Genomic DNA, 19,420 nt, shown 5'->3' on the forward strand with positions numbered 1-19,420 from the left:
GAGCGGGCAAAAGGTTGCGGTTGGATCAAAAGCTGCGCGAGACCATGCCCACCCACGGCGTCTCGCCCGGGCCGCCCTGCGCGCGCGGGGTGTTGTTGCTGGTCAGTACCCGGTCCAGCTTCACCGTCCATGCCGCGCGGTTCCATGTCAGGCCCAGTTGCCCATACCGATAGCGGCCGGAACTCGGTGCGCCGTAGGCCATGGCCGGGAAATCCGAGACGCCGGCGCCTGCCGAAAGGCTGAACCTGGCCGACAGCGGAATGCTGGCGGTGACGTCGACCGCAGTGATCCACAGCGAGCGCTGGGCACGCGGGAAGTTGAAGGTGGACAGCGAGAAGGTCAGCAGGTCGCGGTAGGACCAGGCCAGGCTCGCTTCCTGGCGGTCGAAGCTGCGCGACTGGCGGTCGGCCGGATAGGCGTAGTACAGCAGGCTGGCCTGCATCTGCCAGCGGTCGTTCAGCATCCAGCCACGCGCACCCTGCAACGTGAGCGCCACCGGCCTGCTGAAGGAGGGCGATTGCAACGCCGCGGAGGCCGACATCGACCAACCGGGTGCGGGCAGCCAATAGCCGGCCGCCTGCAGGGTGACGCGATTGGGGGCGATGGAGATGCCGCGGTCGATCAGGGTCGAGGCGACCGCGACCGCGCCGCCCAGACTATCGGCCAGCGCGCTGCCGCAGGGGCTGGCCATCAGCGCGAGCAGCAGTCCCCGGCGCAGCCGCGAGCGGCGAAGCAGCCGCCGCCGGCAGTGCGGGTGTGTGCAGCGTGGGCCGGCGGAAAGGAGTCGGTGGCGCCGCGACGCTGCGCCTGTGGCGGACCATGGCTGCCCGTCGCAGGCGCAGTGGCGGCGCGTTCGCAAGAGGGCCTGCTTGGTAGGCAAAACGTTCGGCAAGGGCGTTGGATATCGGCACGGAGCGGGGCGCGATAGTGACCCATCACGCAGCACGAGACCGCCGCAGCTGCGACGGTTCGGTCCGTATACGCGAAGAGACTGCATCGCGCAACGCGGTCCCGCCCGGCTGCGCGGTGCGGCTGCGGGGGGCTGCGGATGCCCACGGCAGGGGCGACGGCTCGTCGGCCGTGCCTGACTTGATGCAGGCACGGCGGTGTGCGACGCGCTCATCCCCCGCGAGCGCCGAACCCGGCCCAACACGCCGTCGCCGGCATCTCCCGCCTCGCCATCGGCGCCGTGCCGGCCGCCGTGGCGCTGTCCCGCCCGGCGCGGATCAGTGCAGGGTGTTGAGGTAGGCGATCAGGGCGTCCAGTTCCTTTTCGTCTTCCAGGCCCTCGTACTTCATCTTGGTGCCGGGCAGGGCCTTCTTGGAATCCTGCTTGAGAAAGCTTTTCAGGCTGGCCGCATCCCAGGTGCGCTTGCTCGCCTTGAGTTCCGGCGAGTAGCCGCTGAAGTCCGCCACGGTGCCGGCTTGACGGTTGACGATGCCGAACAGGGAGGGGCCCTTCTTGTTCTTGCCTTGGGTGGCGCTGTGGCATTCGGCGCATTCTGTGGTGAACACGCTCTTGCCATCGGCGGCACGTGCCGGCGTGGACAGGGTGGTACCGGCCAGCAGCAGCCCGGCCAGCGAAGCGCACATCAGGGTCTTGTTGAATGGATGCATGTGGGTCCGTACGGTTGCGTGCAACGTGGGGGAGATCAGAACATCAGGTTGACCGACACCGTGAAGCTGTCGAGATCGCGCGGATTGGTGATCGGCGGGCCGCGGAACACGTTGGACGTGCTGCCGTTGAACTTGTCGAAGCGGAACCAGCCGGCGGACAGGCGCAGGTTGGCCATCGAGGTATAGGTGCCGTCCTTGCCGAACGGGGTCCAGTACAGCAGGATCAGATTGCTGGTGGTGTCGGGAATGCCCACTGGCGAGTACCGCGCCGCATCGAACGAGCCGGTGTTGATCATGTGCGCGGCCAGCACGCCATAAGTCTGTTTGTAGGCATAGTTCACGCTGAAGGTCTGATCGCGCACGCTGCCGCGTTCCAGCGCAGGCATGGTCGGGTCGGAAGGAATCAGTGGGCTGCCGTACTTGCGCCGCTCGTAGATGTTGACGTAAGCCAGCGACGCCACGTGTTCGCGGGTGCCGAGGAATTGATAGGTCAGGTCGTAGCCGAAGTCGGTGAGATCGTCGCTGGGCCCGTTGCGCGGACGCTGCCGGCGCGTGTTGAGCGCGGTCAGGCCGACCGAGAAGAACTGCCGCTTCATGTCCTTCATATAGGCCAGGCGTGCATAGCTGGTGTCGCTGAGCTTGCCCGGGTCGCCGTTGATCGGCCAGCCGAGGCGATCCTGCGCCGAGGGCGACAGCGCGCTGTAGCTGCCCACCTCGCCGTACCAGTTCTTGTCGTACAGGCCGTACACGCTGGCGCCGATGACGCGGTTGGACAACGCCGAGGAGCTGAGCATCGTCGATGCACCGCCGTTGGAGGCCGGGGTCAATGTGGAGGCGTTGGGCAGCACATGGATCGGGTCGGAAATGCCCGGATTGTTGTTGACGCTGACACCGATCATGGTGTCCTTGCCGGCCATCTCGAACGGCTTGCTGACAAAGCGCAGGTCCACATCGTCCAGGCGCGTATCGAAGGTGGCATTGCCGCTGTTGGTGGAGCGGATCTTGGAGTAACCGCCCACGTTGTCGCTGACCCGGCCGGCCAGATACAGATCGGCCTGGCGCAGGCGCGCGGTGCTGTCGCCGCGGCTGGGGTTGTTGCGCGACCAGGTGAGCTGGCCGGAAACCGGAATCTTGGTGCCCTCGCCATTGGTATCGGTGAAACCGCCCAGCTTGAAACGCATGCCGTAGGGCGTGAGCGAGGGGCCGTAGGAACCGATATGGCAATCCGCGCACGAAGAGCCGGTCTGGCGAGCGAATGAGGGGATGGCCTGTGCCTGCGTGCTGGCCAGCAGCAACAGCGGGCCGGACACGCACAACAAGGACGTCAGGGAGACAGTGCGCGATGCGGCGGCACGGTGCGGAGCAGGCTGGGGAGTAGGCATGACAAGTCCTTGTTCGACGGAACGGAGTAGGGCAGGGCGGAAACGGCGACGGGCGGGGGAACCGGCAGTGCTCATGCGTGCTTGCCCGGCAGCACGCGGCGCAGCAAGCCGTCGCGCAACACCAGGTGGTGCCAAAGCGCGGCGCCGATATGCACCAGCACCAGGGCCAGCAGCGCCCAGGCGGCGTTCAGATGCCAGGCGCCCAGGGTGTCGCCCAGGTCTGCATCGGCTTCCACCAGGTTGGGCAGGGCCAGGCCGAACAGATAGACCGTCTTGCCGAAGGCATTGCTGAGCGACCAGCCGATCAGCGGCAATGCGAGCATCAGGCCGTACATCGCCAGATGGGTGGTGCCGGCGGCCAGGCGCATGAGCAGCGATGCGGGCGGGCCGGGCGGCAGGGAGCGCAGCCGCAGGCGCAGGCCCACCCGCAGCACGAACAACAGCAGCACCATCAGGCCGAAGTGACGATGGCCTTCCAGCAGCCACTGGCGCAGTGCGCGCCCATCCAGTTCGGCACGCAGCAGGATCAAGCTGGCCGCCATCACCAGGCACAGCACCGTCAGCCAGTGCAGTACGCGCATGGATTTGGGTAGTGGAATGACGCGCGCGGCCGGCGCTGCCTGGTCCGGCAACGGCCGCGTGGCGGCACTGGCGGTGGCTGTCGCGTCGGGCGCCTGAGGGGGTGAACGCATCTGGTCGGTATCCTCACCGGTGGTGGTCGTTGGTTCCGGCAGTCCGCAGTGCGCTGCCAGGCCTGGCTCCCCACGCCGGCCGACAGCAGCGGCCAGGTGAACGTGCATCGATATGTGCGGCGATGCCGATGAAAGGTTGCATCGCGCCAACGAATTTTTATCGCTTCGCTGCGTGACCCACGAGGCATAGCACCGGCTGCTGCGCTTGCGCGGACGCCGTTTCGCAGGGCCGTAACACCGCGCAACCTTTCGCACATCCCGGCGCACTCAGGCATGTCGCACTAAGTGCAGTCAGCGGTTACGCCCACCCGACCATGGCCTTCGAACCCATCCAGTTGCATACCCACGGCGACGATCGCGGCTCGCTCGTTTCGTTGGAGCAGCAGCGCAATGTCCCGTTCGAGATACGTCGTGTGTACTACCTGTTCGGCACCCGTGGCGGCGTGCATCGCGGCCAGCACGCCCACCGTCAGCTCAACCAGCTGGCCGTGGCCCTGCATGGCTCGGTGACGATTCTGCTGGACGACGGCAAGGGCGATGGCCCGACCGAGGTACGCCTGGACGACCCATCGCAAGGCTTGCTGCTGGGACGCATGGTGTGGCGCGACCTGCACCATTTCAGCCCCGATTGCGTGCTGATGGTGCTGGCCGATCAGTACTACGACCCGGGCGATTACATCCTGGATTACGACCAGTTCCTGCGCGAGGTGCGTGGCGAACTTTGCATCCATGACCGCAGGCTGGAAGCATGAGTGCGCGCAAACCGCTGGTGATCGTCGGGGCGGGCGAGTTCGCACAGATCGCCTGCGAATACTTCCAGCACGATAGCGACTACGAAGTGGTGGCCTTCAGCGTGGAGCGCGACTATCTGCTGCGGCCCACGCTGGCCGACCTGCCGGTGGTGGCTTACGAGGAACTGGAGCAACGGTATCCGCCTGGCCAGTACGAGGCGTTCGTCGCCATTCCCGCGACCCAGTTGAATCGCCTGCGCAGGCGGTTCTATCAGGACATGCAGCAACGCGGCTACCGTTGCGCCAGCTACGTCAGCTCGCGCGCCTTCGTGTGGCGCAATGCGCAGATCGGCGCGAACTGCTTCATCTTCGAGGGCAATGTCGTCCAGCCGTTCACCCGCATCGGCGACAACTGCATCCTGTGGAGCGGCAACCATATCGGTCATCGCACCGTGGTGCAGGATCACGTGTTCATTGCATCGCATGCAGTGATCTCCGGCTATTGCGACATCGGGCAGGGCAGCTTCATCGGCGTCAACGCCACGCTCAGCGACAAGGTACGCATTGCCGCAGACAACATCATCGGCGCCGGGGCGCTGGTGACCCGGCACACCGAAGCCGGCCGCGTGTATGTCGGTTCGCCGGCACGCGCGGTGGCCGGCCGGTCCAGTTTCGACGTGGAGCTCTGAAGCCCATGTTCGACTGGATCAAGCGCGGCCTGGTGTTCGATGTGGCACGCGATGGCGTCGGCGGCTGGATGCAGCACGCGGCACTGACGCCGACGCCATACCGGCTGTCTGCGCAGACCCTGCGGGTGTATGCGGGTTTCCGCGATGCGCACGGCGTGAGCCGGATCGGTTATGTGGATGTGCGTGCGGATGCGCCTACCCAGATTGTCGGCGTCAGCCGCGAGCCGGTGCTGGACATCGGGCGCGATGGCTGCTTCGACGACAACGGCATGATCCTGGGCGATGTAGTGGCCGGGCCGGATGGCCTGTACATGTTCTACGTAGGCTTCCAACGCGTGGCCAAGGCGAAGTTCCTCGCGTTCACCGGCCTGGCGGTGTCGCGCGACGGCGGCGGCACGTTCCAGCGTCGCCAGGAAACGCCGCTGCTGGACCGCGCGCCCGGCCGCAGCACGATCGCCGCGGTGCACTCGGCACGTTACGAAGATGGACGCTGGCGGCTGTGGTACGCGGTGGGCGACGACTGGGAAACCATCGCGGGCCAGCCGTATCCGCGTTACCACATCCGCTATGCGCAGACCGATGACCTGGCCTGCATCTGCGGCGACGATCATGTCTGCCTGCGTCCGCGCGACGACGAATACCGCATCGGCCGCCCGCGCGTTTACCGGCTTGGCGAGCGTTACCTGATGTACTTCACCCGCGGCGACACGCGCGGTGGCTACTTCCCCGGCATCGCCTTCAGCCGCGATGGTCTGCACTGGGAGCGCGACGATGGCCAGCTCGGGCTGCAATTGTCCGAGGAGGGCTGGGATGCGCAGACGCTGTGCTACCCGGCATTGATCCAGCAAGGCAATTGCGTACTGATGTTCTACAACGGCAATGCGATGGGGCATGCCGGCTTTGGCCTGGCCGATGCGGCGCTGCCGGCGGAACTGCAGGGCGGCCATGTATTCGGTTAGGCCCTATCGTGCCGGCGATGCATCTGCGTGGGACGCACTGGTGGCGAGCTCGCGCAATGGCAACCTGCTGCATCGGCGCGGATATATGGACTACCACGCCGACCGCTTCGCCGATGCGTCGTTGCTGGTGGAGCGCGGTGGCGAGGTGATTGCGGTGTTTCCTGCGAGCGTGCAGGGCGGCTGCGTCAGCAGCCATGCCGGGCTCACCTATGCCGGCCTGGTGTCGTCGATGGCGATGCGGGCCGGTGCGGCCCTGCAGGTGTTCGAGCAGATCGCCACGCATTACCGGGCCGCAGGCGCGCAGGAGATCGTCTACAAGCCAGTGCCGCATGTCTTCCATGCGTACCCGGCGGAAGAGGAGCTGTACGCCCTGCATCGGGTGGGCGCGCAGGTGTATCGGCGCGACCTGTCGTCGGTGATCGCGCTGCGCCAGCCGTTCGCCTTCAGTGCCGAGCGGCGGCGGTCGATCGCCAAGGCGCGCAAGGCCGGCGTGCAGGTCCAGACCACTAGCAGTCTTGAGGCCTTTCATGCATTGCTGACCGAGGTGCTGCAGCGCCATGGCGTGGCGCCGACCCACCGGCTGGACGAACTGCAACTGCTGCAGCTCCGGTTCCCGCATCACATCGTGCTGCACGAGGCGCGCGCGGGCGGGCAGTTGCTGGCAGCGGCGCTGGTGTACGACTTCGGCCGCAGTGTCCACACCCAGTATCTGGCCGTCTCCGAACCGGGGCGCCGGCTGGACGCGCTGAGCCTGCTGCTGGCCGAGCTGATCACCCAGGTGTACGCAGGGCGCGACTACTTCAGTTTCGGGATTTCAACCGAGCAGGGCGGGCAGGTGCTCAATGAGGGCCTGGTTGAACAGAAGGAGCGCTTCGGCGCGCGTGCAGTGGTACAGGATGTCTATCGATGGACTTTGTAATGGATGTGCCTTTCCTGGATCTGCGTGCAACCAACGCACGCTACGCGAACGAGCTCAAGGCCGCGGCCGCGCGCGTGATCGATGCCGGCTGGTATGTGCTTGGCCAGGAGCTGGCCGCATTCGAGGACGAATTCGCCCGCTATTGCGGCGGCGCGCATGCGGTTGGCGTGGGCAACGGGCTGGATGCGTTGTCGCTGATCCTGCGTGGGTATCGCGAACTGGGCGTGTTGCGCGAAGGCGACGAAATCATCGTGCCGGGCAACACCTTCATCGCGACGTTTCTGGCGATCAGCCAGAACCGGCTGGTGCTGGTGCCGGTGGAGCCGGACCCGGCCACCTTCAACATCGATGCGGCCAGCGTGGAAAAGGCCATCGGGCCCCGCACGCGCGCCATCATGGCAGTGCATCTGTATGGCCAGCTGGCCGATATGGCGGGCCTGCAGAGGCTGGCGCACCGGTACGGGCTGCTACTGATCGAAGATGCCGCGCAGGCGCATGGCGCCACCGCGCACGGAACCCGCGCGGGCGCCTTCGGCGATGCGGCAGCCTTCAGCTTCTTTCCCACCAAAAATCTTGGGGCGCTGGGCGATGGCGGTGCCGTGGTGACCTCCGATGCGCACCTGGCCGAGCGCATCCGCGCACTGCGCAACTACGGTTCCGAGGTGAAGTACCACCACCTGCATCAGGGCGTGAATTCGCGCCTGGACGAGCTGCAGGCCGCCTTGCTGCGGGTCAAGCTGACCTATCTGGACGAGGAGATTGCATTGCGGCGTGCGGTGGCGCAGCGCTATCTGCAGGAGATCGACAATCCGTTGATCAGCCTGCCGGCGGTGGCCTCCGTCGAGCAGCATGTGTGGCATCTGTTCGTGGTGCGCAGCGCGCAGCGCGACGCCTTGCAGGCGCATCTGCTGCAGTGTGGCATCCATACCCAGATCCATTACCCGGTGCCGCCACACCGGCAGCCGGCGTACGCCACCCTGGGAGACGTCTGCCTGCCGCTGAGCGAGCAGTTGCATCGCGAAGTGCTGAGCCTGCCGATGGGTCCGGCGCTGGATGCGGCATCGGTGGAGCGGGTGATTGCCGCTTGCCAGACCTTCGGCGCCCGCGCATGAATCTGCTGCGCAGCAGCGCGTATACCGGCGTGGCGACGCTGGCGAAGTTGCTCGCTGCATTGGTGGTGGTCAAGCTGGTGGCCATCTACGCCGGGCCGCAGGGGGTGGGCCGGCTCGGCCAGTTCCTAAATCTGATGTCGGTGCTGGCGGTCCTGGCCGGTGGCGGCATCAGCGCCGGCATCGTCAAGTACGTGGCAGAGTACCGCGACGATGCGCAGGCGCAGGCGCGGCTACTGGGGGCGGCGCTGTGGTACGCCTTCTGCGCGTCCTGCCTGCTGGCGCTGCTGGCGGTGGTGTTCAGTGGCGCGCTCGCCGAGCGATTGCTGGGCGATGCCAGCTACCAGCCGCTGATCTGCGTGCTGGCGGTCGCGCAACTGGGTATCGCCGTGCTCAATTACCTGCTCGCAGTGATCAACGGCTTCATGGATGTACGGCGTCTGGCGTTCGTACAGGTGAGCGGTGCGGTGCTGAGCGTGGCGCTGGTGGCATGGCTGTCCAGCAGGGCGCAGCTGCAGGGCGCCCTGCTGGGGCTGGTGCTGGGACAGGTGCTCTGGCTGTTGGCCGGCGTGCCGGCGCTGTGGCGCAGCCCGTACTTTCGGCGCGAGATGTTGCGCATGCGTTTCGATGCGGCGATGACGCGGCGGCTGGCGGCGTTTTCGATGATGACGCTCACCTCCACGCTGGTACCACAACTGGTGATCCTATTGGTGCGCGACCATCTGGTTGCCCGGTTCGGATGGCAGCAGGTGGGGTACTGGCAGGCGGTGAGCCGGGTGTCGGACGCGTACCTGCTGTTCTTCACCACCGCCATCAATGTGTATTACCTGCCCAAACTGGCCTGCCTGCACGAGCGTGCGGCACTGGCGCGCGAGCTGCGCGCCGCCTATCGGTATGTCATGCCCGCAGTGATCGTGATGGCGCTGGGCGTGTATGTCTGCCGCGATTGGGTGACCTGGCTGCTGTTCGATCCCCGGTTCGCTGCGGCCAGGTCACTCTATGGCCCGCAGCTGGTAGGCGACGTCATCAAGGTCGCGGCCTTCGTGCTGTCGTATCTGATGCTGGCCAAGGCGATGACGCGCCTGTTCGTGGTGTCCGAGTGCGTGTTCGCAGCCAGCTACCTGGGATTGGTCTATGTGTTCACTGCGCGATACGGGCTGATAGGTGCGATGTATGCCTTCGTGGCCAACTATGTCCTGTACCTGCTGTTCAACATCGTGGTGGCGCGCCGCTACCTGGTGCAGCCGACATGAGCGTGCATGCGCAATCGCCAGGGCGTGCGCGCTGGCCGCTGGTGTCGGTGCTGATTCCTGCGTTCAACCACGAGCGCTTCGTGCAGCGTTGCCTGGACAGCGTGCTGGAAGATCCGTACCCGTGCAAGGAGATCGTCATCATCGACGATGGCTCCAGCGACGCCACTGGCGAACGGATCGCGCAGTGGATCGCCGACAACGGGCAGCGGGTTCCGGTGCAGTTCGTGCAACGGGCCAATCGCGGAGTGGCAGCCACGCTCAACGAGCTGGCGTTGCGTGCGAACGGCGAGTATCTGCGCCTGGGGGCCAGTGACGATTATCTGCTGCCCGGAGGGCTGGATGCGCAGGTGCGTTACCTGCGCGCACATCCGCAGAAACTGGCGGTGATCGGCGATGCCTGCGTGGTCGACGCGCATGGACAGCTGCTGCATGCCAGCGCCATGCGCGATCTGCATAAGGTGAAGGTGGATCTGTACCGCTCCGCATCCGGGATCCGCCGGGCGGTGATCCGGCACTGGGCGGTCAGCGGCGCGGTGGCCTTGCTGCGACGCAGTGCCTTCGACGCGCGTACCGGCTGGGACGAGACGCTGCGGATCGAGGACTGGGATTTCTTTCTGCGTCTGGCCGCACGCGATGCGCTGGGCTTCGTGGACATGCAGGTCTGCGCGTACCGGTTGCACGGCAACAACCTCAGCAAGACGGTCGATGTCGCGGCGCGTATCGCCAATCTCTCCGAGTCGCGGCAGGTGGCGCTGCGCTGCGCCGGATTGTTCGATGAGCCCGAGCGCACCTTGCTGCGTGCGCAGGCATGCTACGTCGCTGCAAAGGTCGCGTTCCTGCAACGTCGTCCGCACGCGGTCATCGCGAATCTGCTGGCCTATGCCTGGCTCTCCCTGCCGGCCGGTGCCCGATCCAGGCATGCGCGCAGCGCGACGGAGCCGGCATGAGCATACTGTTGCGACGTCCGGCAACCTACCTGGCGCTGCCGATGCTGCTCAGCAGCGCGGTGACGCTGGCGACCTATACGTTGCCCGATGGCTACCTGGACGGCATCGCACTGCTTGCCCTTGCCGCGGCGGCCACGGTCGTGCTCGATGCGGTCCTGCAGACCCGGTTGCCGGCGGTGGAGCGGTTCCGCAGCTATCGCTATGCCGGCACCCGCGATGCCTTCCTGGCGATGGCGCTGGCGGCGGCCGTCACGCTGTTCTGCATTGCCGATGTGGTGCTGTTTCCGATTCCGTTGTTCAGCGATCCGTCGTCGTATGCGACCCTGAGTCCGTTGCGCTCGCATGTGCGGCACATCTCCAACATGTGCTGGATCCTGCCGCCGATTGCGCTGCTCTGCGTGCGCCATCGCGGCCTGCGTGCGGCGATGGTGGTGTTTGGGTTCGTCTTTCCCATCCTGGTGATCGACCGCAACCGCATCTTTGCCGGCCTGTTCTCCTTCGTGCTGGTGATGCTGCTGCGCCGCGATCCGCTGCGGCGGCTGCCGTGGAAGACGATAGTCGTGCTGGTGCTGGCCGGTGGCGGGGTGTTTTCGGTGCTGGGCACGCTGCGTTCGGGCTCGTTGGCGACGGTGGCGTTGCCGTTCGGTACGTTCTATCGCGCCATGCCGCAAGGCGTGCAATGGCTGCTGCTGTACATCAGCGCGGGGCCGTACAACTTCGGTGCGATGCTGGCCAAGGGCTACGTCAACGCCAGCTTCCTGATCAACCAGTTGGTGCCCTTCAGTGGCTCCATCGCTACCGCCGGTACCAGCATTCCGCTGGATGCGCCCAATATCAATGTGGGCACCGAGTTCTTTCCGTTCCTGATGGCCTGGGGCGCGCCGGGGGCCGTGCTCGCATGGCTGGCGCTGTACGCCGGGCTGGTGTGGAGCGTGCGGCGGCTCAACGGATCGCTGTCGATCTTCCACGTGCTGATCTTCCTGCGCCTGGCCTATGCCTGCCTGATGTCGCCTTTCGCGCCACAGGCCTTCACCTGGACCAACTTCGGCTTCATCGCGCTGTGTCTGGTGCTGCACGCCTGCACCGTGCTGTTGCCCAACCGCCACGCCGCACAACCGTCTGCTGCGTGAGCGCGGCGATTCCACCCTCCTGTTCCAGAGCCTGCGCCCCATGAATCAACACGACGAAATCTATCTGATCGACCTGTGGCGCATCCTGCGCCGCGAGTGGCGCTGGGCGCTGGCCGCGTTCGTCGTGGTGGTGGGGCTCAGTGTGGTGTTCCTGCGCGTGGCCAGGCCACAGTGGGAGGCCACCGCATGGATCCAGGTGGGCGAGATCGGTCCGACGCCGGCCGGCCGCGACCCGAAGGTCGAGCCGTTCCAGCGCGTGATCGATCGCATGAAGACGCGGCTGTTTCAGGATACGGTGCTGCAGCGGGCCGGCGTGCCGCTCAAGAGCCGCGCCGCCCAGCTGTACCGGGGCAGTCTCAAGCCGGACCCCGATCCGTATGCCAATCTGATCGGCATCACCATCCGTGCCGATTCGTCGCAGCAGGCGCGCCGCCTGGCGATGACGACGGTCGATACGCTGAAGCACCTGCACGACGACACCAACACCACCGCGCTTGCGCTCGCCCGCACCCGCCTGCAGGGCCTGAGCGAGGACCTGCGTGTTGCCACGCGCAACCGCGACCAGCTGCAGCGGCAACTCGACGCCGGGCAGGGTGGCGCGGCGAGCCCGGCACAGGTGCTGGCCGGTGTGCTGCTGACCGACAGCAACACCACCATCCGCGCGATCAAGACCGAGCGCGACGATCTGGTGGCGCGGCTGACCGACCGCTATACCTATCAGACCTCGTTGGCGTGGCCGGTGTATGTGCCAGAGCAGCGCGCATTTCCGAATACCGCGATGGTGGGCGCACTCGGTTTGCTCGGCGGTGCTGGGCTGGGGGTGCTGGCGGCGGTGCTGCGCAATGCCTGGCGCCGCCGCGTGGCGGCGACGTCGGCGGCTGTCGCCTGACATCGACTGCTGCGGCTCGGCGCTTGCGGCCGGCATCCGGCACGGCTGCGCTGCGCACGCCTGTGGCCTGAGCGCTGCGGTCGGGATCGCGGCGAGCGCCATTGGATGTCTGCAGTCTGCAAGTGATCCCCATGCATCGGCGCGCCAACCTGCCTGCAACCAAACCAGCGGGCAGTGGCACTCACGGGTCTATAAAGCGATGCCGCAGTGGCGGCTCCGCGCCCGGAGAGTGCCGTGAGTTCAGCAGGACAGGTGTGGGAGGCGATGCATGTCGGCGGTCAGTGAGCATGCGGCGCGTGGCGGGACGGTCGCACCGGAGCAATTGCTGGAGACGCAACGTGCGTTCGACAGCGTCGCCCCCGACTACGACGGCCCACGCGGCAACAACGCGCTGATCCAGCGTATGCGCACTACCTTGTGGGAGACGGTGACTGCCGAGTTGCCGGTGGGCTCGCGGCTGGTGGACCTGGGCTGCGGAACCGGGCTGGATGCCGCCGAATTCGCACGGCGCGGGTATCGCGTGCTGGCCACCGATTGGTCGCCGGCCATGGTCGAGCGCACTCGCCATCGTGCTGCCAGCCAGGGCCTGGAAGAACGGCTGGCTGCCGCGCATGTCGGCATCCAGCAGCTCGATCGGCTGGACGGCACGTTCGATGGCATGTATTCGAATTTCGGCCCGCTCAACTGCGCGCCGGACCTGCCGGCGGTGGCCGCCGAATGCGCACGCCTGCTGCGTGCCGATGGCTGCCTGGTGTTCTCGGTGATCGGGCGTATCTGTCCGTGGGAAGTGGGCCACTACGCGTTGCGTGGTCGCTTCAAGCGGGCGGCGGTGCGCGCGGCCAAGGGCGCAACGGCGGTGGGCATGAACGGCCACACCATCTGGACCTGGTACCACCTGCCGCGCGAGTTCTATCGCGCCTTCGAGCAGCACTTCGTGCTGGATAGCTATCGCGCCCTGAGCCTGTTCCTGCCGCCGCCGTATCTGGTGGATGTTTGCGAGCGCCACCCGCGCCTGGCACAGCGCCTGGGCGCGCTGGACGATCGGCTCGGCGGACTGCCACTGCTGCGCGACATGGGCGATCACTTCCTGATCGTGATGCGCAAGCGCTGAGTGGAGAGCCCAATGGCCATGGCCGATGTCTGTATGCAGGGCGCGCGCGCGATCACCCTGGCTGGGGTGTCGCACGTGGCGGTCAACATGCGCAATGGCCGCTTCGGCGGTACGGTGGGCACCGGAACCTTGCGGCTGGATCTGCAGGGCCATGTGCTGGCGCCGGGCCTGATCAATGCGCATGAGCACTTGCAGGTCAACTGCGTCCCACCGCTGCCGCAGGTGGCGCCGTTCGCCAACAGCTATGCGTGGATCGAGGCGTTCCAGGCGCATTTCCAGCACCCCGAGGTGGCCGCGGCGCTGCGTGTGCCCAAGGCGGTACGGCTGCGTCACGGCGGCTTGAAGAATCTGCTCGCCGGCGTGACCTGCGTGGCGCAGCACGACCCCTGGCACGCCACCCTGGATGAAGCCGGGTATCCGGTAAGCGTGCTGCGTGAGTTCGGTTGGAGCTACGCGCTGGGCTGGACAGGCTACGGGCCGCCGGTGCAGGGCAGCTTTGCGGCCACGCCGTCGGCGCATCCATGGATGATCCACCTGGCCGAAGGCACCGATGCGGTGGCGCGCGCCGAGCTGGACGACCTCGACCGGCTCGGCTGCCTGGCATCCAATACGGTGCTGATCCACGGCGTGGGGATGGGCGAGCAGGACATCGAACGGGTCATCGCGCGCGGTGCGGCCGTGGTGTGGTGCCCGTCGAGCAATCTGAACCTGCTCGGTCGTACCCTGGACCCCTGGCGCCTGTGCATGGCCGGGCGGCTGGCGCTGGGCAGCGATTCGCGCGTGAGCGGCTCGCGCGATCTGCTCGACGAATTGCTGGTCGCCGCCGACAGCGGCCTGGCGCCGGATCTGCTGCTTGGCCTGGTCACCGAGCACGCGGCACGCATCCTGCGGACGGCATCGCGCGGGCGTATCGCGCCTGGCGCGGTTGCGGACCTGATGATCGTGCGCGACCGCGGCGGCGAGCCCGCCAACAGCATCATCGGTTGCGATCGCAGCGCATTGCGCGCCGTGATCCGCGACGGCAAGCCACGCATTGCCGATCCGGATTTCGCGCCGTGGTTCGATGCCGCCGGCATCCAGAACGTGCCGGTGCTGCTGGACGGCCGTCCCAAGTTGCTCGACGCCGCGCTGGCGGATCCGGCGGTGCTGGCACTGGAACCGGGTCTGCAGTGCGTACAGCGCGCAACGCCTTCGGCATCTGACGCGCTGCTCGCCATCGGGGTCGCGTCGTGAGCGCGGTGCCGGTCCTCGATCCAGTGGATGCGTATGCACTCTGGGCGCAGGCGTATCCGCCGCATGCGCACAATCCGGTGATGCTGGCCGAAGAGCGCGCCATGCTCGGCCTGATGCCGGCGGTGCTGCAGGGGCAGCATGTGCTGGATGCAGGCTGTGGCAGCGGCCGTTACATGTTTCATGCCTTGCGGCGGGGTGCGCGGCACGTCACCGGCGTCGATCTGTCGCCGCAGATGCTGCAGCGTGCCGGTACCGAACTGGCGCAGCACTGGCCAGCTGGGCGGGTGAGCCTGCAGCAGGGCAGCCTCGATCGGTTGCCGCTCGCCGATGCGATGGCCGATTTCAGTGTCTGCGGGCTGGTGGTCGGGCATCTGCCGCGACTATGGCCGGCGCTGGAAGAGCTGCACCGCGTCACCCGTCCCGATGGCATCGTGCTGTGCAGCGACGTGCACCCGATCGGCGATGCGCTGGGGTGGCGCCGCGATTTCAAGGCCGACGGTCGCCATTACGCCGTGCGTCACACCCAGCACCTGTATAGCCACTGGCATGCGGCCTGCACGGCATTGGGCTTTGCGATCGAAGCCGTCGCCGAGCCGATGCTGGACCCGGACGATATTCCCGCTGGTGCGCATTTCGACCAGATGGCGCTGCAGGTCCCGGTGGCCCTGGTGCTGCGGCTGCGGCGCGTCGCGTGAACGACGTGGTGTATCCGCAGTGGCGCCGCGCGGCGCTCGCCACCGGTCTCCCGCTGCAGTGCTACGGACCTGCGCGTCGTGGCGTGCACGTCCATCGCGCGTTGCTGTGCAGCCCATGACCTTGCATGTGGCCCAGCTCAATCTGGTGGCGACTCCCGATGGCCTGAGCATCGAGCAGGTGTTCGCGCACTGGCCGTCGCTGGCCGACATCGCCGAAGCGGTGGCCAGTGCGGGTATCCGCGTGTCGGTGATTCAGGCCTCCGCGCTGGAGGCACGCTTGTCGCGGCACGGCGTGGCCTATCGTTTTACCGCCCTTGGCCTGCGTGGCAGCGCTGCACGCGCCAGCGCGCTGCAGGCACTGCTGCAGGAACTCGACGTCGATGTGATCCATGTGCATGGCCTGGAGTTCGCTGGCGATGCGCGACGGCTTGCGCGTGAGCTGCCGCATACGCCGGTCCTGCTGCAGGATCATGCCAATCGTCCGCCGCGCTGGTGGAGCCGCATGGTGTGGCGTGCGCGCTACCGTGCCGCTGCCGGAATCGCATTCACCTCGCTGGAACTGGCGCGGCCGTTCCAGCGCGCTGGTCTGTTCGGTGCCGCCACGCAGCTGTTTGCCATTCCCGAATCCAGCAGCCGCTTCACACCGGGCGCACAGGCGCTGGCGCGCGAGCAGACCGGCCTGCACGGCGATCCCTGTGTGGTGTGGGTGGGTCATCTGAGCCCGGCCAAGGATCCCCTGTGCGTGCTCGATGCGATCGCCCTGGCCGCACGCGTCGTGCCCGGCCTGCGCCTGTGGTGCGTGTTCGACCAGGCGCCGCTGCTGGCGCAGATCCAGCAACGCCTGCGCGATGATCCGCTGCTGGCGCGCTGCGTGCATTTGCTGGGCAAGGTGGAGCATGCGCACGTGCAGACCCTGCTGCAGGCCAGCGACATCTTCGTCTCTGCCAGCCATACCGAAAGCTGCGGCTACGCGGCGCTGGAAGCCTATGCCTGCGGCAGCCTGCCGCTGCTGACCGATATCCCGGCGTTTCGTGCGCTCAGCGCTGCCGGCGCGGTGGGCGAACTCTGGCCGGTGGGCGATGCCGCCGCGCTGTCGGAACTGCTGGTGCGCGCAGCGCGGCAGCGGCCCAGCCGGGCGCACGTGCGCGCGCATTTCGATGCACACCTGTCGTTTGCCGCAGTGGGGCGGCAATGGGCCCGGGCCTACGCCAGTCTGCTGGGCCACGCGCAGGGGACCACGCGATGAAGCTGGCGCTGGTGGTGCCGGGAGGGGTGGACCGCAGTGGCGAGATCCGCGTGATTCCGGTGTTCCTGACCTTGATCGAATGGCTGGCGCGCCATCACGAGGTGCATGTGTTCGTCCTGCATCAGGAGCCGCTGCCGGCCACCTGGATGCTGCGCGGTGCCAGGGTGCACAACATCGGTGAGCGGCGCACGCGCCTGCGTGCAGTGGCGGCCATCGTCGAGGAACACCGGCGCGCGCCGTTCGATGTGATCCAGGCGATCTTCTCCGGCTACTGCAGCCTGATCGCCGTCCTCGCGGCGCGGCTGTTGCGGCGTCCCAGTGTGGTGCATATCGCCGGCGGTGAACTGGTGGCGTTGCATGCGATCGGCTACGGCGGCCGCCGGCGTTGGCGTGGGCGCCTGCGCGAAGCGGTGATCCTGCGCCTGGCCGACCGGGTGACCGCTGCCAGTGAACCGATCATTGCCTCCCTGCAGGCGCTGGGCCTGCGCGCGCAGCGGGTGCCGTTGGGCGTGGATCTGCGCGCATGGCCGGCGGCGGCGCCCCGTGCCCGCCACGATGCGAGCGCACGTTTGCTGCATGTGGCCAGCCTCAATCCGGTCAAGGATCAGCGCACCTTGCTGCAGGCAATGGCCGCGCTCAAGCGCGCCGGCGTCGCCTTTACGCTGGACATGGTCGGCGTCGATACGCTGGACGGTGCCATGCAGCGTCTGGTGCAGCAGCTCGGCCTGCAGGAGCAGGTGCGCTTCCTCGGCTTCAGGACCCAGCGCGAATTGCGCCCGCTCATGCTATCGGCCGATCTGCTGGTGCTGTCCTCGTTGCATGAAGCCGGCCCCATGGTGTTGCTGGAAGCCGCCGTTGCCGGCGTTCCCACCGTCGGCACCGCGGTTGGGCATCTCACCGAGTGGGCACCGGTTGCAGCGTTGGCGGTTGCGCCAGGCGATTGGGCGGGCATGGCCGAGGCCATCCGGCAGGTGCTTGGCGACGACGAACTGCGCCTGCGCCTGGCATGGGCCGCGCAATGCCGCGCGGTTCGCGAAGATGCGGCGTTCACCACACGCCAGTTCGAACACCTTTACCGCCAGCTCTGCGAGCAGCGACCGCTGCGCTGAGCGCATTGGCCCAGGAATGCGCGCCGTGTCAGAGCGGTACGCATCGCGCAAACCTCAGCTTGGAGATGCGGCTACCGATGCCGTGCGTGTTCGAGTCTCAGCCCGAGGCGATCGAGCGGCGTGAATGCGCGCGTCTTCGCCTGTGCAGCATGCGTGCGATGGTGTAGCGCAAGCTTGGGCCAGCGGCGCTGCCGGGCTGGCGCGTCCATCCAGGGGCGATCCCGCGGCGACGCGCTCCCCGCCTGCCCAGCCTCACGCCGGCTGCAGATATCCATCCAGCGCCGCACGCACCACGTACAGCATGTCGGTGCGCGGAACCGGGCGGGTCAGCCGCGTCATCAGCCGGCGTGCCTGGGTCTGGCGCACCCAGGGCTGATCCTGTAGCCAGAGTTGGGTCTGCAGCATGTCGGCACGCTCCTTGCGGCACTCCGCCGATGGCACCACGCGTTCGCGCAGGTACTGCCGCGCCTCGCTCAACGAACCCGACCACTCGATCCCGGGCAGGGCCGACAGCCACAGGTTGGAGCACGAGGCGGTGGTGAGCGTCTGCCGGGCGGCACGCAGGCGCAGCAGGCGCGGGCACTCGGCGTGCAGCCGCGCCATGACCTGCGCCGGCACCACCGCGCGGTAGTAACGCTGCAGCAACTGCAACGGCGGCAACGCCCACCACGGCGACACCGCCGGGTCTTCCCATAACTGCTGCCAATCGCGTGGGCCCATGCGGGTGGTCAGCAACGCAAGATCGTGCAGATGCATCAGCCGGATGCTGCGATGGCAGATGCCTCCGGCTGCGTGCAGCAGCAGGTGGCACATCAGGGCGCCAATGGAAGGATAGGGGTTCAGGCCCGGCTGTGCGTGCTCCGGCCAGATGCGTGCGGTGATATCCACGCTGCGCACCGGCAGGCGCTCCTGGATGCGCGTGTGCACTTCGATGTTGATGGGGGCATCGCGGTGCTCGCCCAATCCGGCCACCGCATCGCCCTGCACCGGCTTGAACACCTGGTGCTTCCATTGCTGGAACGAGGCCTCATACCCCAGCTCGCACAACAGCGCGGCCGTGGCGAGCGCGTCCTCTGGCGCCACCAGCAGGTCGATATCGGCCATCGGACGATCACCGGGCAGGTACACGCCCAGCCGATGCAGGGCGGTGCCCTTCAATCCCACCAGCGCGATGCCGGCGTTGCGCGCGGCGCTGTCGATGCGGCTCAGCAGTAGCGCGATACGCCGGTGGCGGTCTTCGACATGCTGGCGTTGCTCGTCCAGGAAGCTGTTCCAGTGCGCGTTCTGCCACAACGAGCGGCGCTGCAATAGCGGCGACACGCCATGTGCCGCCGCTGCCGCCGCGGCCAGCTGCCACTGCAGCCGGTCCCATTGCGGCGAATCGTCGCCCGGCTGCGCCAGCTCGTGCGCGAGCCGCTCGGTGGCCGTGTGCAGGCCGTGTCGGATGGTACGAAGCGAAGGCTGCATGCGGGCGTGATCCGGGAGGTCGAAGGGGCGGGGAGGTGCTACGAGTCGGTGGCGGTACTGCACGGTGGTGGCGTATCGGCGTATCGGCGTATTGGCGTATCGGCCTGGCGATGGCGCTGCCGCGCGCCACGATTGCGTCGGGTGCGTCGGTTGCCTTGGCGGGGTGGCAATCCCGATCGCCCGGGTTGGCGATGTCGCGATGCACACCCGTCCGTTTCGCGTTCGCCGGCAGATTCAGGAGAC

19 protein-coding genes are annotated in these 19,420 nt (G+C 67.2%); 14 read left to right on the forward strand and 5 right to left on the reverse strand.

Annotation, left to right across the window (positions count from 1 at the left end; genetic code table 11):
- Window positions 1-25 precede the first annotated feature (25 nt).
- The 4 genes from XcodCFBP4690_RS07605 to XcodCFBP4690_RS07620 all read right to left on the reverse strand — a co-directional run bounded on the left by XcodCFBP4690_RS07605 (window position 26) and on the right by XcodCFBP4690_RS07620 (window position 3,690).
- Complete coding sequence (locus XcodCFBP4690_RS07605; protein ID WP_104540387.1) at window positions 26-691, reverse strand: hypothetical protein; 666 nt, start codon at window positions 689-691, stop codon at window positions 26-28.
- 535 nt (window positions 692-1,226) lie between these two features.
- The gene (locus XcodCFBP4690_RS07610; RefSeq protein WP_104540388.1) at window positions 1,227-1,616 is read right to left on the reverse strand and encodes a c-type cytochrome; all 390 of its coding nucleotides are present in this window, start codon (window positions 1,614-1,616) and stop codon (window positions 1,227-1,229) included.
- A 35-nt stretch (window positions 1,617-1,651) separates the two neighbouring features.
- Window positions 1,652-2,998 carry a cytochrome C gene (locus tag XcodCFBP4690_RS07615; protein WP_104540389.1) on the reverse strand — a complete coding sequence of 449 codons (1,347 nt, stop codon included), beginning with the start codon at window positions 2,996-2,998 and terminating at the stop codon, window positions 1,652-1,654.
- A gap of 71 nt (window positions 2,999-3,069) precedes the next feature.
- A complete protein-coding gene (locus tag XcodCFBP4690_RS07620; protein WP_146091859.1) occupies window positions 3,070-3,690 on the reverse strand; it encodes a cytochrome b in 621 nt (206 codons plus the stop codon).
- 314 nt (window positions 3,691-4,004) lie between these two features.
- Here XcodCFBP4690_RS07620 and XcodCFBP4690_RS07625 point away from each other — a divergent pair, with 314 nt between their 5' ends.
- From XcodCFBP4690_RS07625 to XcodCFBP4690_RS07690, 14 genes are all read left to right on the forward strand, one after another.
- Window positions 4,005-4,442: a sugar 3,4-ketoisomerase gene (locus XcodCFBP4690_RS07625; RefSeq protein ID WP_104540391.1), complete on the forward strand. Its 438-nt coding sequence runs from the start codon at window positions 4,005-4,007 to the stop codon at window positions 4,440-4,442.
- The gene (locus XcodCFBP4690_RS07630) at window positions 4,439-5,110 is read left to right on the forward strand and encodes an acetyltransferase (RefSeq protein ID WP_104540392.1); all 672 of its coding nucleotides are present in this window, start codon (window positions 4,439-4,441) and stop codon (window positions 5,108-5,110) included. Before XcodCFBP4690_RS07625 ends, XcodCFBP4690_RS07630 begins: the two co-directional genes overlap by 4 nt.
- 5 nt (window positions 5,111-5,115) lie before the next feature.
- Window positions 5,116-6,069 (forward strand): hypothetical protein, encoded by a 954-nt coding sequence (locus XcodCFBP4690_RS07635; protein WP_104540393.1) that lies wholly within the window; start codon window positions 5,116-5,118, stop codon window positions 6,067-6,069.
- A complete protein-coding gene (locus XcodCFBP4690_RS07640; protein WP_104540394.1) occupies window positions 6,056-6,988 on the forward strand; it encodes a GNAT family N-acetyltransferase in 933 nt (310 codons plus the stop codon). Before XcodCFBP4690_RS07635 ends, XcodCFBP4690_RS07640 begins: the two co-directional genes overlap by 14 nt.
- Window positions 6,988-8,100 carry a DegT/DnrJ/EryC1/StrS family aminotransferase gene (locus XcodCFBP4690_RS07645; RefSeq protein WP_104540395.1) on the forward strand — a complete coding sequence of 371 codons (1,113 nt, stop codon included), beginning with the start codon at window positions 6,988-6,990 and terminating at the stop codon, window positions 8,098-8,100. Before XcodCFBP4690_RS07640 ends, XcodCFBP4690_RS07645 begins: the two co-directional genes overlap by 1 nt.
- On the forward strand, window positions 8,097-9,350 hold the full coding sequence (locus tag XcodCFBP4690_RS07650; RefSeq protein WP_104540396.1) for an O-antigen translocase: 1,254 nt from the start codon (window positions 8,097-8,099) through the stop codon (window positions 9,348-9,350). Before XcodCFBP4690_RS07645 ends, XcodCFBP4690_RS07650 begins: the two co-directional genes overlap by 4 nt.
- On the forward strand, window positions 9,347-10,297 hold the full coding sequence (locus tag XcodCFBP4690_RS07655; protein ID WP_104540397.1) for a glycosyltransferase: 951 nt from the start codon (window positions 9,347-9,349) through the stop codon (window positions 10,295-10,297). The genes XcodCFBP4690_RS07650 and XcodCFBP4690_RS07655 overlap by 4 nt, the downstream gene beginning before the upstream one ends.
- Window positions 10,294-11,427 (forward strand): hypothetical protein, encoded by a 1,134-nt coding sequence (locus tag XcodCFBP4690_RS07660; protein ID WP_104540398.1) that lies wholly within the window; start codon window positions 10,294-10,296, stop codon window positions 11,425-11,427. The genes XcodCFBP4690_RS07655 and XcodCFBP4690_RS07660 overlap by 4 nt, the downstream gene beginning before the upstream one ends.
- Window positions 11,428-11,467: 40 nt before the next feature.
- Window positions 11,468-12,316, forward strand: coding sequence for a Wzz/FepE/Etk N-terminal domain-containing protein (locus XcodCFBP4690_RS07665; RefSeq protein ID WP_104540399.1), 849 nt, complete (start codon window positions 11,468-11,470; stop codon window positions 12,314-12,316).
- Window positions 12,317-12,584: 268 nt separating this feature from the next.
- The gene (locus tag XcodCFBP4690_RS07670; RefSeq protein WP_104540400.1) at window positions 12,585-13,427 is read left to right on the forward strand and encodes a class I SAM-dependent methyltransferase; all 843 of its coding nucleotides are present in this window, start codon (window positions 12,585-12,587) and stop codon (window positions 13,425-13,427) included.
- A 12-nt stretch (window positions 13,428-13,439) separates the two neighbouring features.
- Window positions 13,440-14,660 carry an amidohydrolase family protein gene (locus XcodCFBP4690_RS07675; protein WP_146091860.1) on the forward strand — a complete coding sequence of 407 codons (1,221 nt, stop codon included), beginning with the start codon at window positions 13,440-13,442 and terminating at the stop codon, window positions 14,658-14,660.
- Window positions 14,657-15,355, forward strand: coding sequence for a class I SAM-dependent methyltransferase (locus XcodCFBP4690_RS07680; RefSeq protein ID WP_104540402.1), 699 nt, complete (start codon window positions 14,657-14,659; stop codon window positions 15,353-15,355). The genes XcodCFBP4690_RS07675 and XcodCFBP4690_RS07680 overlap by 4 nt, the downstream gene beginning before the upstream one ends.
- Window positions 15,356-15,470: 115 nt before the next feature.
- On the forward strand, window positions 15,471-16,601 hold the full coding sequence (locus XcodCFBP4690_RS07685; RefSeq protein WP_104540403.1) for a glycosyltransferase family 4 protein: 1,131 nt from the start codon (window positions 15,471-15,473) through the stop codon (window positions 16,599-16,601).
- Window positions 16,598-17,710, forward strand: coding sequence for a glycosyltransferase family 4 protein (locus XcodCFBP4690_RS07690; protein ID WP_104540404.1), 1,113 nt, complete (start codon window positions 16,598-16,600; stop codon window positions 17,708-17,710). The genes XcodCFBP4690_RS07685 and XcodCFBP4690_RS07690 overlap by 4 nt, the downstream gene beginning before the upstream one ends.
- A gap of 252 nt (window positions 17,711-17,962) precedes the next feature.
- On the opposite strand, the gene XcodCFBP4690_RS07695 is transcribed toward XcodCFBP4690_RS07690, so the two are convergent.
- Window positions 17,963-19,177 (reverse strand): nucleotidyltransferase family protein, encoded by a 1,215-nt coding sequence (locus tag XcodCFBP4690_RS07695; RefSeq protein ID WP_104540405.1) that lies wholly within the window; start codon window positions 19,175-19,177, stop codon window positions 17,963-17,965.
- Window positions 19,178-19,420: the final 243 nt, after the last annotated feature.

The sequence above is a fragment of the Xanthomonas codiaei genome, assembly GCF_002939785.1.
GTDB classification, from domain to species: Bacteria; Pseudomonadota; Gammaproteobacteria; order Xanthomonadales; family Xanthomonadaceae; genus Xanthomonas; species Xanthomonas codiaei.

What these genes read in the sequence shown, in the direction of transcription:
- XcodCFBP4690_RS07685 (WP_104540403.1), top strand. Translation starts at nt 15,471, where the DNA reads ATGACCTTGCATGTGGCCCAGCTCAATCTGGTGGCGACTCCCGATGGC.
- XcodCFBP4690_RS07625 (WP_104540391.1), top strand. Translation starts at nt 4,005, where the DNA reads ATGGCCTTCGAACCCATCCAGTTGCATACCCACGGCGACGATCGCGGC.
- XcodCFBP4690_RS07665 (WP_104540399.1), top strand. Translation starts at nt 11,468, where the DNA reads ATGAATCAACACGACGAAATCTATCTGATCGACCTGTGGCGCATCCTG.
- XcodCFBP4690_RS07675 (WP_146091860.1), top strand. Translation starts at nt 13,440, where the DNA reads ATGGCCATGGCCGATGTCTGTATGCAGGGCGCGCGCGCGATCACCCTG.
- XcodCFBP4690_RS07655 (WP_104540397.1), top strand. Translation starts at nt 9,347, where the DNA reads ATGAGCGTGCATGCGCAATCGCCAGGGCGTGCGCGCTGGCCGCTGGTG.
- XcodCFBP4690_RS07645 (WP_104540395.1), top strand. Translation starts at nt 6,988, where the DNA reads ATGGATGTGCCTTTCCTGGATCTGCGTGCAACCAACGCACGCTACGCG.
- XcodCFBP4690_RS07615 (WP_104540389.1), bottom strand. Translation starts at nt 2,998, where the DNA reads ATGCCTACTCCCCAGCCTGCTCCGCACCGTGCCGCCGCATCGCGCACT.
- XcodCFBP4690_RS07660 (WP_104540398.1), top strand. Translation starts at nt 10,294, where the DNA reads ATGAGCATACTGTTGCGACGTCCGGCAACCTACCTGGCGCTGCCGATG.
- XcodCFBP4690_RS07690 (WP_104540404.1), top strand. Translation starts at nt 16,598, where the DNA reads ATGAAGCTGGCGCTGGTGGTGCCGGGAGGGGTGGACCGCAGTGGCGAG.
- XcodCFBP4690_RS07695 (WP_104540405.1), bottom strand. Translation starts at nt 19,177, where the DNA reads ATGCAGCCTTCGCTTCGTACCATCCGACACGGCCTGCACACGGCCACC.
- XcodCFBP4690_RS07630 (WP_104540392.1), top strand. Translation starts at nt 4,439, where the DNA reads ATGAGTGCGCGCAAACCGCTGGTGATCGTCGGGGCGGGCGAGTTCGCA.
- XcodCFBP4690_RS07640 (WP_104540394.1), top strand. Translation starts at nt 6,056, where the DNA reads ATGTATTCGGTTAGGCCCTATCGTGCCGGCGATGCATCTGCGTGGGAC.
- XcodCFBP4690_RS07610 (WP_104540388.1), bottom strand. Translation starts at nt 1,616, where the DNA reads ATGCATCCATTCAACAAGACCCTGATGTGCGCTTCGCTGGCCGGGCTG.
- XcodCFBP4690_RS07605 (WP_104540387.1), bottom strand. Translation starts at nt 691, where the DNA reads ATGGCCAGCCCCTGCGGCAGCGCGCTGGCCGATAGTCTGGGCGGCGCG.
- XcodCFBP4690_RS07650 (WP_104540396.1), top strand. Translation starts at nt 8,097, where the DNA reads ATGAATCTGCTGCGCAGCAGCGCGTATACCGGCGTGGCGACGCTGGCG.
- XcodCFBP4690_RS07635 (WP_104540393.1), top strand. Translation starts at nt 5,116, where the DNA reads ATGTTCGACTGGATCAAGCGCGGCCTGGTGTTCGATGTGGCACGCGAT.
- XcodCFBP4690_RS07670 (WP_104540400.1), top strand. Translation starts at nt 12,585, where the DNA reads ATGTCGGCGGTCAGTGAGCATGCGGCGCGTGGCGGGACGGTCGCACCG.
- XcodCFBP4690_RS07620 (WP_146091859.1), bottom strand. Translation starts at nt 3,690, where the DNA reads ATGCGTTCACCCCCTCAGGCGCCCGACGCGACAGCCACCGCCAGTGCC.